Source organism: Amycolatopsis alba DSM 44262 (assembly GCF_000384215.1).
Taxonomy (GTDB): domain Bacteria; phylum Actinomycetota; class Actinomycetes; order Mycobacteriales; family Pseudonocardiaceae; genus Amycolatopsis; species Amycolatopsis alba.
Genome location: NZ_KB913032.1, coordinates 4,847,458 through 4,861,286 on the forward strand (window position 1 = coordinate 4,847,458; position 13,829 = coordinate 4,861,286).

The window sequence follows — 13,829 nt, forward strand, 5'->3', positions numbered from 1 at the left end:
TCCATGTTACGTACCGGTAGGCGTGCGGTCGGGTTTGGCCTTGCGCGGCTTGGCATCAAGATCTTCACGGAGCCTGTCGAGTTCGCCCCGCAGGAAGTCCCGCGTGGCGACCTCGCCGAGCGCGATCCGCAGCGATGCCAGCTCCCGCGCGAGGTACTCGGTGTCCGCCTTCGTCTGCGCGGCACGGTTCCGGTCTTCGTCCAGTGAGACCCGGTCGCGGTCGTCCTGCCGGTTCTGTGCCAGCAGGATGAGCGGCGCGGCGTACGCGGCCTGCGTCGAGAACGCCAGGTTCAGCAGGATGAACGGGTACGGGTCCCATTGCAGCGAGACCGCGACCAGGTTCAGCACGATCCAGATGATGACGATCAGCGTCTGCCAGAACAGGTACTTGCCGGTGCCGAGGAACCGCGCGATCCGTTCGGTGAACCGGCCGAACGAGTCGGGGTCGATGTTCAGCCTGAACCGGCTCTGGCCGCGGGGCTGGTCCAGCCGCCGCCCGGACGTCAGTTCAGGCACGTTCGGTCTCCTCGGTCTCGTCGGTTTCTTCGGCGATCACGCCGGTGATGTCGTGCAGGCCGGTCTCGCGCCAGTCCTCCGGGAGCAGGTGGTCGAGGACGTCGTCGACGGTGACCGCGCCGAGCAGGTGATCCTCGGCGTCCACCACCGGTCCGCAGGTGAGGTTGTAGGCGGCGAAGTAGCGGGTGACCTCGGCCAATGTGGCGTTCGGCCGCAGCGCGGGCAGTTGCGAGTCGACGGCGCTCGCCACCATCTCCGCCGGTGGTTCGCGTAGCAGGCGCTGGAAGTGGACGACGCCGACGAAACGCCCTGTCGGCGTCTCGGTCGGCGGACGGCAGACGAACACCATGCTCGCCAGCGCCACCGGGAGGTCCGCGTTGCGGATGTGCGCGAGCGCCTCCGCGACCGTGGCGTCCGGCGTCAGCACCACCGGCTCGGGGGTCATCAGACCGCCCGCGGTGTCGGAGGAGTACTTCAGCAGCCGTTTCACCGGCGCCGACTCCTCGGGCTCCATCAGCTCCAGGAACCGGCTCTGCTCGGCGGGGGCCAGCTCGGCCAGCAGGTCGGCGGCGTCGTCGGGGTCCATCGCTTCGAGGATGTCCGCGGCCCGTTCCTCGGCGAGGTAGGACAGCAATTCCTTCTGGTCGTCCTCGGGAAGCTCCTCGATGACGTCGGCGAGATGCTCGTCGTCCATCGCGTCGGCGACCTCGTGCCGCCGCTTCAGCGGCAGGTCACGGACGGTGGCGGCGACGTCGGCGGGGCGCATCGTGTCGAACAGCATCAGCAGCTGTGCCGCGCCCTGGGTCTGGCCGGTCAGGTCGGTGAGCCCGAGCCCGGACACCTCCGACCACGGCAGCACCTGCATCGCCGAACGCCGCCTGCCGAGGCCGAGCCTGCTCGACCGTTCGCGGATCGCGAGTTTCGCGAGCACCCAGTCCCGCGTCCGCGTCGGCTCCATACCGGCGTCGACGACGGTGACCCTGGTGTCGGAACCCGCGAGCGTGGCGTACGCGTCGAACAGCTGGCCGACCACCAGCACCTCGTTGGGCCGCTGGTGGAAGCGCCGCATGTTCACCGATCCGGTGGCGAGCGTGACCGCGCTGGGCTCGATCGAGGTCACGCGCAACATCGGCACGAACACGCGGCGCCTGGTCGTCAGCTCGACCACGAGGCCGAGGATCCGCGGCGGTTGCTGGTCCAGCCGCAGGCCCGCCACCAGGTCCCGTACCTTGCCGATCGATTCACCATCGGGCCCGAATACCGGCAAACCGGCCAGCTGAGCTGCGAATACCCTGTTCACGGCTGCCATGCCAGAAGGCTATCGGCTCCCGTGGCCCGCGACGATTCGTGTGACTACCGCAATGCCCACGCGGCGATCGCGGGGACGGCGGCGTAGGCCGGATCTTCGGTGAGGTTCTCGAGTGAGGCGCCCTCGGCGAGGTCCTCGTACAGCCAGGCCCAGTTCTGCACCGCGCGCACGAGCGTCCACGCCAGGGTGCGTTCGGCGTCGAGCCCGGCCGCCGCGCAGAACCACTTGATCTTTTCGTCCATTGTGGACTCGCCCGCGCGGTTCCAGAGGATCGAGATCGCGCCGAACTCCAGGTCACCCGAAAGCGGCTTCGGATCGATCACCAGCCACGGTTCGCGCTCCCCGGCGAGGACGTTCTCGAAGTGCAGGTCCTCGTTCACCATCAGCTCACCGGCTTCCGGCCCGAGGTCCACGCAGATCTCCACCGCGGCGTCGATGTACTTGCGGTCGAACGGTTCGCCCAGCTCACGCCAGGTCTCCGGGAGTCCGGTGACCAGCTCGGCGGCTTCCTCGCGCAGGGATCGCCGCAATGCTTCGGGCGCGGGGACGGCCAGCCGTCGCGCGATCGCGCCGACGGTCTCGACGGCCTGCTGGATCGGCTCCGTTTCGAGCGACCGGGTGGCGTCGAGCCGCTCCAGGAGCAGCACGCCGTCCTCGGGCACGTTGTCGTACATCAGGACCGCGCCCTGACCGGCCCAAGTGGACAGTGCGAGCGGTTCGTCGTCGGATTCCTCGTGCGGCCAGCCGAGTTTGAGGATCGCGGGGGAGCCGTCCGCGCGGCGCACGGGCTGAGCGACGCCGACGAAGCCGTGCATGGCGTCACCGTCGTATTCGAGTTGCCATTTGGCGGTGTACTTCTCGGCGAGGAACGGGAGAGAGTCGAGCCATTCGGCGGCTCCGGGGCCGAGTTCGGCGGCGCGGTCGAGGAACTTGGGCGGGATCTTGAAACCGGTCACGGATCCACCTTGGCAGGCCTGTCCACCGTGTTTCCCCCGTGACCCGCCGGGCGTACCGTGAACAGCGAGAACAACCCTGGGAGCAGCCATGGTGGTGGAGATTCTCAGCGCGGTCGCCGTCGCGGGCGGTGCTTGGGTCGCGGCCAGCCTGCGCGTGGTGAAACAGTACGAACGCGGTCTCGTGTTCCGGTTCGGGCGGGTGCGCCCGGCCATCCGGGAGCCGGGGCTCGCGCTGCTGATGCCGTTCGCGGACCGGTTGCAGAAGGTCAACATGCAGATCGTCACGATGCCGATCCCCGCGCAGGACGGCATCACCCGCGACAACGTCACCGTGCGGGTGGACGCGGTCGTGTACTTCAAGGTGATCGACCCGGTGCTGGCCGCGGTCAACGTGCAGGACTACCGCTCGGCCGTCGGGCAGGTCGCGCAGACCTCGCTGCGGTCCATCATCGGCAAGAGCGACCTCGACGACCTGCTGTCGAACCGCGAACGCCTCAACGAGGGCCTGGAGCTGATGATCGACAGCCCGGCGCTGGACTGGGGCATCCACATCGACCGGGTCGAGATCAAGGACGTCGCGCTGCCGGAGTCGATGAAACGCTCGATGTCACGCCAGGCCGAAGCCGAACGCGAACGGCGGGCGCGGGTCATCTCGGCCGACGGGGAACTGCAGGCGTCGTACAAACTCTCGCAGGCGGCCGCGACCATGGCCGACACCCCGGCGGCGCTGCAGTTGCGGCTGCTGGAGACCGTCGTGCAGGTCTCGGCGGAGAAGAACTCGACGCTGGTCCTGCCGTTCCCGGTGGAGCTGCTGCGCTTTCTCGACGCTGCCACGCCCAAGAACAATGCGCCGGAGGCCGTGAAGGCCCCGGAGTCCAACGGGCAGGTGGCGCCGGCGCCACGGGAGCCGGACGATGCGGCCCCGAACTCGTGAGTGGTGGTCGAGCGTGGAGGATTTGGGACGTTCAACGTCCTAAATCCTCCACCGTCGAGCCCGCCCACGCGCAGGTAGGCAAATACGGGTCCGCTCTAACGACACTTGCCACTCGCGAGCCCTGCGCTAATCCAGCTCCCCGTTGACGCCCAGAATGATCAAAGTCCCGAAGAACCCGACGTACAGCGCGATCACGACGTAGCCGATGATCACCGCCGCGAGCGCCATGCCGCGCCCGCCCGCCTCACCGCGGTTCGCCTTCGCCAGCCCGATGTGCCCCAGGATCACCCCGACGATCACGGTCACGCACGAGCAGAGCCCGACCAGCGAACACACCAGCCCGGCGATCGCCATCCCGTTGTCCTGCGACCGCGGCGCCGCCGAGGCCGCGTACGGGTTGTACGGCTGAACGTACGGCTGAGGCGGGTACGCGACCGGCGCGGGCGTGTACACCGGAGGAGCAGGAGCGTCCGGAGCCGCGAAGGACGGCGGGACGGGCTCGGCGGTCAGCGGGTCGATGGCCTGCCCGTACGTCTCATCCGGCACCGGCACCGGAGCCGGCCCAGGGGCGGGCGTCGGCGCATCGGCCGAAGGAACCTCGAACGGGGCGGGCGGCTCGAACGGCGGCGGCGGCTCGAAGGGAGCGGGCGGCTGGAACTGCTGCGGTTCCGTCGGCGACGGGCTCGCCACGGTCTCGGACGCCGAGGTCGGGTCCGAGAAGGTGTTCGAGTCGGTGTAGGACGACGTCGACGGTGTGTCCTGCGAGTCGGGACTGCTCATCCGGTTGGCCCCCTGGTTCGTGCGGGACCCCACCGTATCCGGGGACGGGTCAGGAGACGCCCGCGGCACCGATCGCGAACACCACGAAAACGAACCACAGGATGACCGGGATCAGCCACAGCCCGGTGACCACGTAGCCGATGATCATCCCGGCCTGCGCCATGCCCTGGCCACCGGCTTCGCCGCGTTTGGCCTTTCCGAGCGCGATGTGCCCGAAGATGATCCCCAGGATCGCCGGGAAGCACATGATCAGCCCGATCAGCGAGCACACCAGCGACGCCACCGCCATGCCCTGGTCCGGCGGCCGGACGTAGGCCTGCTGGACGTAGTACTGCTGCGGAGGCTGGTACGGCTGGAGGCCGTACGGCTGTTCGAACTGCCCGGACGGCTGCTGCTGCCCATACGGCTGTTGCTGCCCGTACGGGTCATGCGGATTCGTCATGCTGGGTCCCCTCGTCGGCTTCGGACCGTAGTCGTCAGCGGAAAGCTCCGTGTTTCGCGGCGATGTTCGGCGGGACCGCGACCGCGATGGCGGGAGAGATGATCACCCGCCGTCCCCCTCGGACCGTGATCAGCTTGCCACTGTAGTGCGATGGCACCGATGGTGTACGCGTGACTGCGCTCATAGCGAGGTCCCCGGTCAGGCGTCATACTCACCGGTAACCCAGCGCCGGGAGCCCGGTGCGCGCGAATTTAGGAGCAGCGATGGCTCGCCTCGCCCAGACCGCCGGCTTGACCGACGTGCAGTCCGAAATCCTGGCCACGGTCCGCCAGTTCGTGGACAAGGAGGTCATCCCGCGCGCGCAGGAGCTCGAGCACTCCGACACCTACCCCGCCGACATCGTCGAGGGGATGAAGGAGATGGGCCTGTTCGGGCTCACCATCCCCGAGGAGTACGGCGGCCTCGGCGAATCGCTGCTGACCTACGCGCTCGTGGTCGAGGAGATCGCGCGCGGCTGGATGAGCGTCTCCGGTGTCATCAACACGCATTTCATCGTGGCGCACATGATCTCCCGCCACGGGACGCCGGAGCAGAAGCAGCACTTCCTGTCCCGCATGGCGACCGGCGAGGTGCGCGGCTCGTTCTCGATGTCCGAGCCTGACCTCGGCTCCGACGTCGCCGCCATCAAGACCCGCGCCCGCAAGACCGACGACGGGTACGTCATCGACGGCGCCAAGATGTGGCTGACCAACGGTGGCAGCTCCAACCTGATCGCGCTGCTCGTCAAGACCGACGAGGGCGCCGAGAAGGCCCACCAGAACCTGACCACGTTCCTGGTCGAGAAGCCGGAGGGCTTCGGCGAGGTCGCTCCCGGCCTCACCATCCCCGGCAAGATCGACAAGATGGGTTACAAGGGCGTCGACACCACCGAGGCCGTTTTCGACGGCTACGAGATCGGTGCCGACATGGTCCTCGGCGAGGCGCCGGGCAAGGGCTTCGCGTACATGATGGACGGCGTCGAGGTCGGGCGCGTCAACGTCGCCGCGCGTGCCTGCGGCATCGCGATCCGTGCGTTCGAGCTGGCGGTGGAGTACGCCCAGCAGCGCAAGACCTTCGGCAAGGCGATCGCCGAGCACCAGGCGGTGGCGTTCAAACTCGCCGAGATGGCCACCAAGGTCGAGGCCGCGCACCTGATGATGGTCAACGCCGCCCGCCTCAAGGACTCCGGCGAGCGCAACGACGTCGAGGCGGGCATGGCGAAGCTGATCGCCAGCGAGTACTGCGCCGAGGTCACCCAGGACTCGTTCCGCATCCACGGTGGCTACGGCTACTCGAAGGAGTACGAGATCGAGCGCCTGATGCGCGAGGCGCCGTTCCTGCTCATCGGCGAGGGCACCAGTGAGATCCAGAAGACCATCATCAGCCGTGGCCTGCTCCGCGAGTACAAGTCGCGCTCCTGAAGGTTCGCGCCTTTCGCCCGTCCTTGAGAAGATGGACCGGGACGGGCGAGAGGTGATTACGTGAGTGCTCCCTTTGGCGGAGGCGGCCAGGCCGCGGGCGGGCTGCCCAGGCTGCCGACACCGCCTTCCGGCTGGCCGATCGGCTCCTACGCGACGTACGGCGAAGCGCAGCATGCCGTCGACTTTCTCGCGGAGAAGGAATTCGGGGTCTCCGACGTGACCATCGTCGGCGTCGACCTGATGCTCGTCGAACGCATCCTCGGCAAGCTGAGCTGGGGACGTGTGCTGGGCACCGGGGCGGTGTCGGGCGCGTGGTTCGGCCTGATCATCGGGCTGCTGCTGGGCATGTTCAACAACCAGGGGTTCGCCTGGCAGCCCATGATCGGCGGGCTCGTGCTCGGGATCCTGGCGTGGACGGTCTTCGCGGCCATCAGCTACAGCGTGTCGCGCCGCGACTTCTCCTCGGCCAGCCAGCTGGTCGCCAACCGCTACGACGTGCTGTGCCAGCCGCGTTCGGCCGAACAGGGCCGGGAGCTCCTCGCCCAGCTGGCGCTGCGCCCGCACCGGTGACATTCGGCGGTACTCGTTCACCTGTTCGTCGTGCAGTCCGCTGAATCGTTACCGATACTGCTTGCGGGCGGTGATCGCCCGGAATAGGTTGCACAACACCAGTCGGGCGGTCATGTACTCCAGCGTGCCGCCCGAGCACTAGCACGTCGGGGTGCTGGCGCGCGGGCTTCTTCAACGCGTCCTAGTGCTTGCGTATCCCAGCGTGCGCGGGTGAGGAGGCCTCATGGGGAAGAGGATGAGCGCGAGCCGGAGAGGCCGCTCACCAGGCCGCACCGGCTCGCTACTCGGCGCGACAGCGCTGACGGTCGGCCTGCTGGCGGGCTGTGGTTCGGATGCCGGCCTGAAGATCAACGTCTACTACGCGCCCGAAGACAACTTCCAGTCCGTTGTGGACGATTGCACCAAGGCCTCGGGCGGGCGGTACGAGGTCGTCTACAACAAGCTCCCGCGACCGGCCGACGGCCAGCGGGAACAGATGGTGCGGCGCCTGGCCGCCGGGGACGATTCACTCGACGTCCTGGGGCTGGACGTCACCTGGGTGTCCGAGTTCGCCGAGGCGGGCTGGGCCGACGAATGGACGGGTGAAGCGAAGGCCGAGGCGACCGCGGGCGTCCTGCCAGGGCCGCTCGAAACCGCCACGTGGAACGGAAAGCTCTACGCGGCGACCAAGAACACCAACGTCCAGCTGCTCTGGTACGACGACAGGCTGACCCCGTCGCCGCCGAAGACCTGGGACGAGATGATCGACCAGGCCAAGGCGCTCAAGGCACAGGGCAAACCGGGGAACGTCGTGTTCACCGGCGCGCAGTACGAAGGTCTCGTCGTCATCTACAACACCCTCGTCGAGTCGGCAGGCGGCAAGATCCTCTCCGACGACGGGAAATCCGTCGTGATGGACGAGGGTGCGATCAAGGCGCTGGAGATGCTCAAGAAGGTCACCACGGCCGGGATCACCGACCCGTCGCTGACCAACTCCAAGGAGGACGAGGTCCGCCAGGCGTTCCAGCGGGGCAACGCCGCCTTCGAGCTGAACTGGCCGTTCGTCTACGCCTCCTACGCCAAGGAGAAGAAGGCCGAACTGCAGCACTTCAAGTGGACCACCTATCCGCAATTCGAGGCGGGCAAGCCCGCCAAGACCACGATCGGTGGCTACAACCTGGCGGTCAGCTCGACTTCGAAGCACAAGGCCGAGGCCTACGAGGTCGCGCTGTGCCTGCGCAACGAGAAGAACCAGAAGTTCTCCGCGCTCAAGGACGGTGTCCCGCCGACGCTCGAATCGCTCTACACCGACACGGTCCCCCTCGACGCGACAGCGGGCGTGAGCGACGACAACCCGAGCATGGACACGAAATACCCGATGCGGGAAACGATTCTGGACGCGCTCAAGAACGCCGCGGTACGCCCGCTGACGCCCGCGTACCAGAACGCCTCGACGGTTCTGTCGAAGGTGCTTTCCCCGCCTTCCGAAATCGATCCGCAGAAGACGGCGGAGAAGCTGAAGGAACAGCTCGCCGACGCGCTCCAGTCGAAGGGAGTGATCCCGTGACCGTGCAGGAAACCGCCGGTTCGGCGACCGTGAGCAAGCCGGGCAAGAAGGCGAAACCCGTTCTCAGTGAAGGAAAGAAGGCCGAGCGCAGACTCGGGCTCTGGCTGTGTGCCCCGGCGGCGTTCGTGATGATCGCGGTCACCGGGTACCCGATCATCTACTCGATCTGGCTTTCCCTGCAACGCTACGATCTCCGGTTCCCGGCGCAGCAGGAGTTCGTCGGCCTGGAGAACTACGTCTCGGTGCTGTCCAACAGCTATTGGTGGACGGCGTTCGGGACGACGATGGGGCTGACCATCGTTTCGGTGGTGATCGAGTTCGTCCTGGGCATGGGCCTGGCGCTGATCATGCACCGGACGCTCGTCGGACGGGGCCTCGTGCGGACGGTCGCCCTGATCCCGTACGGCATCGTGACCGTGGTGGCGGCGTTCTCCTGGTACTACGCCTGGACGCCGGACACGGGCTACCTGGCCAACCTGTTCTTCCCGGACACCGCGCCGCTGACCGAGTACTGGCCTTCGCTGGCGATCATCGTGCTGGCCGAGGTGTGGAAGACGACGCCGTTCATGGCGCTGCTGCTGATGGCGGGGCTGGCGCTGGTGCCGGACGATCTGCTGAAGGCCGCGGCGATGGACGGCGCGACGGCGTGGCAGCGGTTCACCAAGGTGATGCTGCCGGTGATGAAACCGGCGATCCTGGTGGCGCTGCTGTTCCGCACCCTGGACGCGTTCCGCATCTTCGACAACATCTTCGTGCTCACCAACGGCGCGCAGGACACGTCGTCGGTGTCGATGCAGACCTACAACAACCTGGTCAAGGGGCTGAACCTCGGAATCGGGTCGACGATGGCGGTGCTGATCTTCATCACGGTGGCGATCATCGCGTTCATCTTCATCAAGGTGTTCGGCACGGCCGCACCCGGCAGTGACAATGGGGGTAAGCGCTGATGGCCATCGGTGGAGCGGTCACTACCGGCCGCAAGGTCAAATGGGGCCTCATCGACATCCTGGTCCTGGTGTTCGCGCTGTTCCCGGTGCTGTGGGTCGTCTCGCTTTCGTTCAAGACCAAGGAAACCCTGAACGACGGGAGCTTCATCCCGACGGAATGGACGTGGCAGAACTACGCGGACATCTTCAAGACCACGGAGTTCATCCGGGCGCTGGTGAACTCGATCGGGATCGCGATCATCGCGACGGTGATCGCGGTCGTCCTCGGCACGATGGCGGCGTACGCGATCGCGCGGCTGGACTTCCCCGGCAAGCAGGTGCTGGTCGGGATGTCGCTGCTGATCGCGATGTTCCCGCAGGTATCGCTGGTGACGCCGCTGTTCAACATCGAACGTGAGCTGGGGTTGTTCGACACCTGGCCGGGCCTGATCCTGCCCTACATCACGTTCGCGCTGCCGCTGTCGATCTACACGCTGTCCGCGTTCTTCCGGGAAATCCCGTGGGAGCTGGAAAAAGCGGCGAAGATGGACGGCGCGACCCCGGCGCAGGCGTTCCGGAAGGTGATCGCGCCGCTGGCGGCACCGGGGGTGTTCACCACCGCGATCCTGGTGTTCATCTTCTGCTGGAACGACTTCCTGTTCGCGATCTCGCTGACCTCGACCGAGGCCTCGCGCACGGTCCCGGCGGCGCTGTCGTTCTTCACCGGGTCGTCGCAGTTCGAAGACCCGACCGGGACGATCTCCGCGGCCGCCGTGGTGATCACCGTCCCGATCATCCTGTTCGTGTTGTTCTTCCAGCGTCGCATCGTGGCGGGGCTGACGTCCGGTGCGGTGAAGGGCTGACCCATGGCTGAAATCGTTCTCGAAAAAGTGTCCAAGAAGTACCCGGACGGCGCCCTCGCGGTGTCCGAAGTGGACATCACGATCGCCGACGGCGAGTTCATCATCCTGGTCGGCCCGTCCGGCTGCGGCAAGTCCACGACGCTGAACATGGTCGCGGGCCTGGAGGACATCTCCTCCGGCGAACTGCGCATCGACGGCAAGCGCGTCAACGAAAAGGCGCCGAAGGACCGGGACATCGCCATGGTGTTCCAGTCCTACGCGCTGTACCCGCACATGAGCGTGCGGGAGAACATGGCGTTCCCGTTGCGGCTGGCCAAGGTCGACGACCGGATCGTCCGGTCCAAGGTCGAGGAGGCCGCGCAGATCCTCGATCTGACCGGGCATCTGGACCGCAAACCGGCGAACCTGTCGGGCGGGCAGCGGCAGCGTGTCGCGATGGGACGCGCGATCGTTCGTAACCCCAAGGCGTTCCTGATGGACGAACCACTGTCCAACTTGGACGCGAAGCTCCGCGGCCAGATGCGGACCTCGGTGTCGAAGATCCAGAAGCAGCTGGGCACGACGACGCTCTACGTCACGCACGACCAGACCGAGGCGATGACCCTCGGCGACCGGGTCGTCGTGCTCCGGGCGGGCTACGTGCAGCAGATCGGGTCGCCGCAGTTCCTCTACGACAACCCGGCGAACCTGTTCGTGGCCGGGTTCATCGGCAGCCCGTCGATGAACTTCGTGCCCGCCACACTGGAGAACGGCACCGCCCGCAGCGCGCTGGGCGACATCCCGCTCACCGACCGGGTCCGGCAGCTGGCCGAGGCCGCCGACGCGCCGCGCGAGGTCATCGTCGGCATCCGGCCGGAGCACTTCGAGGACGCCGCGCTGGTGGACGCTTCCGCCCGTCAGGGCGCGACGTTCACCGCCCACGTGGACGTCCTCGAATCGATGGGTTCGGAGAAGTTCGCGCACTTCTCGGTCGAAGGTGAGGCCGCGTCGTCGTCCGACCTCGCGGATCTCGCCGCCGACAGCGGATCCTCGGACGTCCCCGGCGCCGAGTCGCAGATCGTGGCCCGGCTCTCGGCGGCGTCTTCGGCCGCGGAGAACCAGAATGTGGAGCTCTGGTTCGACGCGGACAAGATCAAGCTGTTCGACGGGGCCAGCGGCAAGAACCTGACCTACACCGCATAGCTCGCCGGCTCGTCCTGCCCGTGATCAGTACTCGCTCTCGGGCAGGGCGAGCCACAGCACCAGATAGATGATGAACTGCGGGCCAGGCAGCAGGCAGGACAGCACGGCGAGCAGGCGGACCTTGCCCGGCGTGGTGCCGAAGCGCTTGGCGATCCCGGCGCAGACGCCGCCGATCATGCGGCCCTGGCGCGGTCGGGTCAGGCGGGCGGCTACGGGGTGGCTCACGGTTCTTCCCTTTCGGTCGTCACGTTGTGTGAAACCCATTTTCGTCGCGTGACGGCGCGCCCGCATCCCACCGCGGAACGAAACACACCCCTAAGGGCGTGAAATCGCCGTGAAGTATCCACCTGGGAAAACGTGGCGGACCCTGTGTTCTTCGCCCGTAGGGGTGGTGTTCCGGGATCTTTTGACGATACTTCTCCGGTGCCCCCGAAGAGACTGATCGCCGGACTCTGTGGCCTGTTCCTCGCCGCGGCCTGCTCCACACCGGATCCGGTGGCGGCGCCGTCGCCGACCACCGCGGGCGACGAGGCCCTGACGGCGTCCGAGGCGCTCGGCGAGTATCCGTCGCTCGACTACTGCAGCCTCGTCGACCAGCGAAAAGTGATCGGCGGCGGAAACGCGATCAAACCGCCCCTGAGCTCTTTCGAATCCTGCCGGCTGGAATTCGTCGAGGGCGCCAACCGCTACACCGTGACCACCGGCCCGATCACCTCCGGCCAGGACCCGAACAATCAGCCCTACGAATACGCCGGGCCGTTGCCGGAGGGTGTCAGCGTCCAGCAGTCGACGTTCAACGAGGCGACCACCTGCACCAGGCTGCTGACCTTCGCCGACGGGATCCGGCTGTCCATCACCGTCACCTCCGACGACAAGGCCCCGGCCGATCAGGGCGACCGGTGCCGGGTCGCCGACGCGACGGTCGGCGGCGCGGCGGAGGTGATCACCGCGCGCAAGGTCGGGCGGCTGAACCTCGACCAGCGCTCGTGGGGCCGCGTGGCCCCGTGCGCGTCGCTCGACCAGCACGAAATCGACGCCGCCGCCGGTCCGGAGACCAAACCCGCCCCGGCGCTGTCCGGGCACGACTGCATCCGCGGCAAGGTCAGCTTTTCGCTGTCGGTGGTGGCGGACACCACGCCGGGCGCGACGGAGGCGCTGGGCGGGCGGCAGGTCCAGGTCACCACGTCGGGCGCGTTCTGCCAGGTGACTACGCACCGGCCGATCCCCGGCACCCCGGAACGGGTCGAGCAGGCGACGATCTCGGTGGTCGGCGTCGACGGGGCGCCGGAAGAAACCACGTGCGCGGCGGCGCGGGAGGTCGCGGTGGCGGTCTTCCCGAAGCTCCCCTGAGCCCTCCTCCAAGCCGCGTTTCGCCCTCTGGATGCAGAGGTCTCGCTTCACGTCACGTGCCTGAACACGGACCTCGCGTGTCCAGACGGCGAACTCGCGTGATTGAAGGCGGAACACACGTGATTGAAGGGCGAACTCGCGTGACTGGGCGGACGACACGCCTGGCGCCGGGTTCGACGCGTGTCGTCCGCCCAATCACGCGAGATCGCCGCCCAATCACGCGAGTTCGCCCCTTGATCACGCGAGTTCCGCCTCCGAGCACGCGAGATCGGTGCCGGGCTCGATTTGAGGCGAAAGGCGGCGAGTCAGCGGAGTTTGGGCAGGCGGAAGGAGCACATGACTTCCTCCAGCGCTTCGACGTCCAGTGGCGGATGTGGCAACGGGGTGGCGCGGCCGGGTTCGGCGCGCAGGCCGTCCAGCAGCATCGCGAGGCACCGGCGCCACAGATCCGGCTGGATACCGTGCGTGAATTCGATGACCGAGCCGATCATCTGGTGCAGCAGCGGCATGTCCGTCGGCACGATGTCCGCGCGGAGGACGCCCGCCGTCTGAGCGCGTTCGACGAGCTGTGTGATCAACGGCACCATGCGTGCTTTCGCCTCGGCGACGCGTTCCTGGCCGAAGACGTTCGACAGCATGACCTCTCGTAACCCGCGGTCACCGGCGTGGAGTTCGGCCGCGCGCCAGGTGAAGTCGGTGAAGCCTTCCCAAGGATCTTCGGCGCGAAGCGCCTCTTCAGCGAACTCGCGGATCGTCTCGAACTGATCGACGAACATGGCCTCGACCAGGTGTTCCTTGCTCGGGAAGCGCCGGTAGACGGTGCCGACGCCGACGCCGGCGTGATGCGCGACGTCGTCGAGCGTCGCTTCGAGCCCGCGCTCGCCGAAGACATCGCGCGCCGCCGCGATGATGCGCTGCCGATTGAGTTCAGCGTCGCGCCGCAGCGGCCGCGCCGGTGCGGCGGGAGCGAGGTCCCGAGCCATCCGTCCAGCTTA

General features: G+C 67.4%; 15 protein-coding genes. 8 read left to right on the forward strand and 7 right to left on the reverse strand.

Going from position 1 to position 13,829, the window contains the following annotated elements; genetic code table 11:
• Nucleotides 1-6: 6 nt before the first annotated feature.
• The 3 genes from AMYAL_RS0123330 to AMYAL_RS0123340 are packed head-to-tail and all read right to left on the reverse strand — an operon-like array spanning nt 7 to nt 2,781.
• Nucleotides 7-516, reverse strand: coding sequence for a DUF1003 domain-containing protein (locus AMYAL_RS0123330; protein ID WP_020633680.1), 510 nt, complete (start codon nt 514-516; stop codon nt 7-9).
• Entirely contained in the window at nt 509-1,825 is a 1,317-nt protein-coding gene (locus AMYAL_RS0123335) for a magnesium transporter MgtE N-terminal domain-containing protein (protein WP_020633681.1), read from the reverse strand. Before AMYAL_RS0123335 ends, AMYAL_RS0123330 begins: the two co-directional genes overlap by 8 nt.
• 44 nt (nt 1,826-1,869) lie before the next feature.
• On the reverse strand, nt 1,870-2,781 hold the full coding sequence (locus AMYAL_RS0123340) for an aminoglycoside phosphotransferase family protein (protein ID WP_020633682.1): 912 nt from the start codon (nt 2,779-2,781) through the stop codon (nt 1,870-1,872).
• 88 nt (nt 2,782-2,869) lie between these two features.
• Between AMYAL_RS0123340 and AMYAL_RS0123345 the strand changes: the two genes are divergently transcribed.
• The gene (locus AMYAL_RS0123345; RefSeq protein ID WP_020633683.1) at nt 2,870-3,715 is read left to right on the forward strand and encodes a slipin family protein; all 846 of its coding nucleotides are present in this window, start codon (nt 2,870-2,872) and stop codon (nt 3,713-3,715) included.
• 126 nt (nt 3,716-3,841) lie between these two features.
• Here the strand turns inward: AMYAL_RS0123345 and AMYAL_RS0123350 are convergent, their stop codons facing one another.
• Together AMYAL_RS0123350 and AMYAL_RS0123355 are read right to left on the reverse strand one after the other, a co-directional pair.
• Nucleotides 3,842-4,495, reverse strand: coding sequence for a DUF4190 domain-containing protein (locus tag AMYAL_RS0123350; protein ID WP_020633684.1), 654 nt, complete (start codon nt 4,493-4,495; stop codon nt 3,842-3,844).
• A gap of 49 nt (nt 4,496-4,544) precedes the next feature.
• Nucleotides 4,545-4,937, reverse strand: a complete 393-nt coding sequence (locus AMYAL_RS0123355) for a DUF4190 domain-containing protein (RefSeq protein ID WP_020633685.1) — start codon at nt 4,935-4,937, stop codon at nt 4,545-4,547.
• Between the two features lie 263 nt (nt 4,938-5,200).
• Between AMYAL_RS0123355 and AMYAL_RS0123365 the strand changes: the two genes are divergently transcribed.
• The 6 genes from AMYAL_RS0123365 to AMYAL_RS0123390 all read left to right on the forward strand — a co-directional run bounded on the left by AMYAL_RS0123365 (nt 5,201) and on the right by AMYAL_RS0123390 (nt 11,484).
• Nucleotides 5,201-6,397 carry an acyl-CoA dehydrogenase family protein gene (locus AMYAL_RS0123365; protein WP_020633686.1) on the forward strand — a complete coding sequence of 399 codons (1,197 nt, stop codon included), beginning with the start codon at nt 5,201-5,203 and terminating at the stop codon, nt 6,395-6,397.
• A gap of 60 nt (nt 6,398-6,457) precedes the next feature.
• Entirely contained in the window at nt 6,458-6,967 is a 510-nt protein-coding gene (locus tag AMYAL_RS0123370; protein ID WP_020633687.1) for a YflT domain-containing protein, read from the forward strand.
• A 223-nt stretch (nt 6,968-7,190) separates the two neighbouring features.
• The gene (locus AMYAL_RS0123375; protein ID WP_026467373.1) at nt 7,191-8,513 is read left to right on the forward strand and encodes an ABC transporter substrate-binding protein; all 1,323 of its coding nucleotides are present in this window, start codon (nt 7,191-7,193) and stop codon (nt 8,511-8,513) included.
• The gene (locus AMYAL_RS0123380; protein ID WP_020633689.1) at nt 8,510-9,460 is read left to right on the forward strand and encodes a carbohydrate ABC transporter permease; all 951 of its coding nucleotides are present in this window, start codon (nt 8,510-8,512) and stop codon (nt 9,458-9,460) included. Before AMYAL_RS0123375 ends, AMYAL_RS0123380 begins: the two co-directional genes overlap by 4 nt.
• Entirely contained in the window at nt 9,460-10,302 is an 843-nt protein-coding gene (locus AMYAL_RS0123385; RefSeq protein ID WP_020633690.1) for a carbohydrate ABC transporter permease, read from the forward strand. The genes AMYAL_RS0123380 and AMYAL_RS0123385 overlap by 1 nt, the downstream gene beginning before the upstream one ends.
• Nucleotides 10,303-10,305: 3 nt before the next feature.
• Nucleotides 10,306-11,484 carry an ABC transporter ATP-binding protein gene (locus AMYAL_RS0123390; RefSeq protein ID WP_020633691.1) on the forward strand — a complete coding sequence of 393 codons (1,179 nt, stop codon included), beginning with the start codon at nt 10,306-10,308 and terminating at the stop codon, nt 11,482-11,484.
• A 24-nt stretch (nt 11,485-11,508) separates the two neighbouring features.
• Here AMYAL_RS0123390 and AMYAL_RS48520 read toward each other — a convergent pair whose 3' ends face one another.
• Nucleotides 11,509-11,709 carry a PspC domain-containing protein gene (locus AMYAL_RS48520; protein ID WP_026467374.1) on the reverse strand — a complete coding sequence of 67 codons (201 nt, stop codon included), beginning with the start codon at nt 11,707-11,709 and terminating at the stop codon, nt 11,509-11,511.
• 198 nt (nt 11,710-11,907) lie between these two features.
• Between AMYAL_RS48520 and AMYAL_RS0123400 the strand changes: the two genes are divergently transcribed.
• Nucleotides 11,908-12,834 (forward strand): hypothetical protein, encoded by a 927-nt coding sequence (locus AMYAL_RS0123400; RefSeq protein WP_020633693.1) that lies wholly within the window; start codon nt 11,908-11,910, stop codon nt 12,832-12,834.
• Between the two features lie 305 nt (nt 12,835-13,139).
• Here the strand turns inward: AMYAL_RS0123400 and AMYAL_RS0123405 are convergent, their stop codons facing one another.
• On the reverse strand, nt 13,140-13,817 hold the full coding sequence (locus AMYAL_RS0123405) for a TetR/AcrR family transcriptional regulator (RefSeq protein WP_020633694.1): 678 nt from the start codon (nt 13,815-13,817) through the stop codon (nt 13,140-13,142).
• Between the last annotated feature and the right edge of the window lie 12 nt (nt 13,818-13,829).

Bases quoted from the DNA above. Each gene is read 5' to 3' on its own strand.
- AMYAL_RS0123390 (WP_020633691.1), top strand. From the start codon at position 10,306: ATGGCTGAAATCGTTCTCGAAAAAGTGTCCAAGAAGTACCCGGACGGC.
- AMYAL_RS0123385 (WP_020633690.1), top strand. From the start codon at position 9,460: ATGGCCATCGGTGGAGCGGTCACTACCGGCCGCAAGGTCAAATGGGGC.
- AMYAL_RS0123335 (WP_020633681.1), bottom strand. From the start codon at position 1,825: ATGGCAGCCGTGAACAGGGTATTCGCAGCTCAGCTGGCCGGTTTGCCG.
- AMYAL_RS0123355 (WP_020633685.1), bottom strand. From the start codon at position 4,937: ATGACGAATCCGCATGACCCGTACGGGCAGCAACAGCCGTATGGGCAG.
- AMYAL_RS0123350 (WP_020633684.1), bottom strand. From the start codon at position 4,495: ATGAGCAGTCCCGACTCGCAGGACACACCGTCGACGTCGTCCTACACC.
- AMYAL_RS0123375 (WP_026467373.1), top strand. From the start codon at position 7,191: ATGGGGAAGAGGATGAGCGCGAGCCGGAGAGGCCGCTCACCAGGCCGC.
- AMYAL_RS0123365 (WP_020633686.1), top strand. From the start codon at position 5,201: ATGGCTCGCCTCGCCCAGACCGCCGGCTTGACCGACGTGCAGTCCGAA.
- AMYAL_RS0123345 (WP_020633683.1), top strand. From the start codon at position 2,870: ATGGTGGTGGAGATTCTCAGCGCGGTCGCCGTCGCGGGCGGTGCTTGG.
- AMYAL_RS0123405 (WP_020633694.1), bottom strand. From the start codon at position 13,817: ATGGCTCGGGACCTCGCTCCCGCCGCACCGGCGCGGCCGCTGCGGCGC.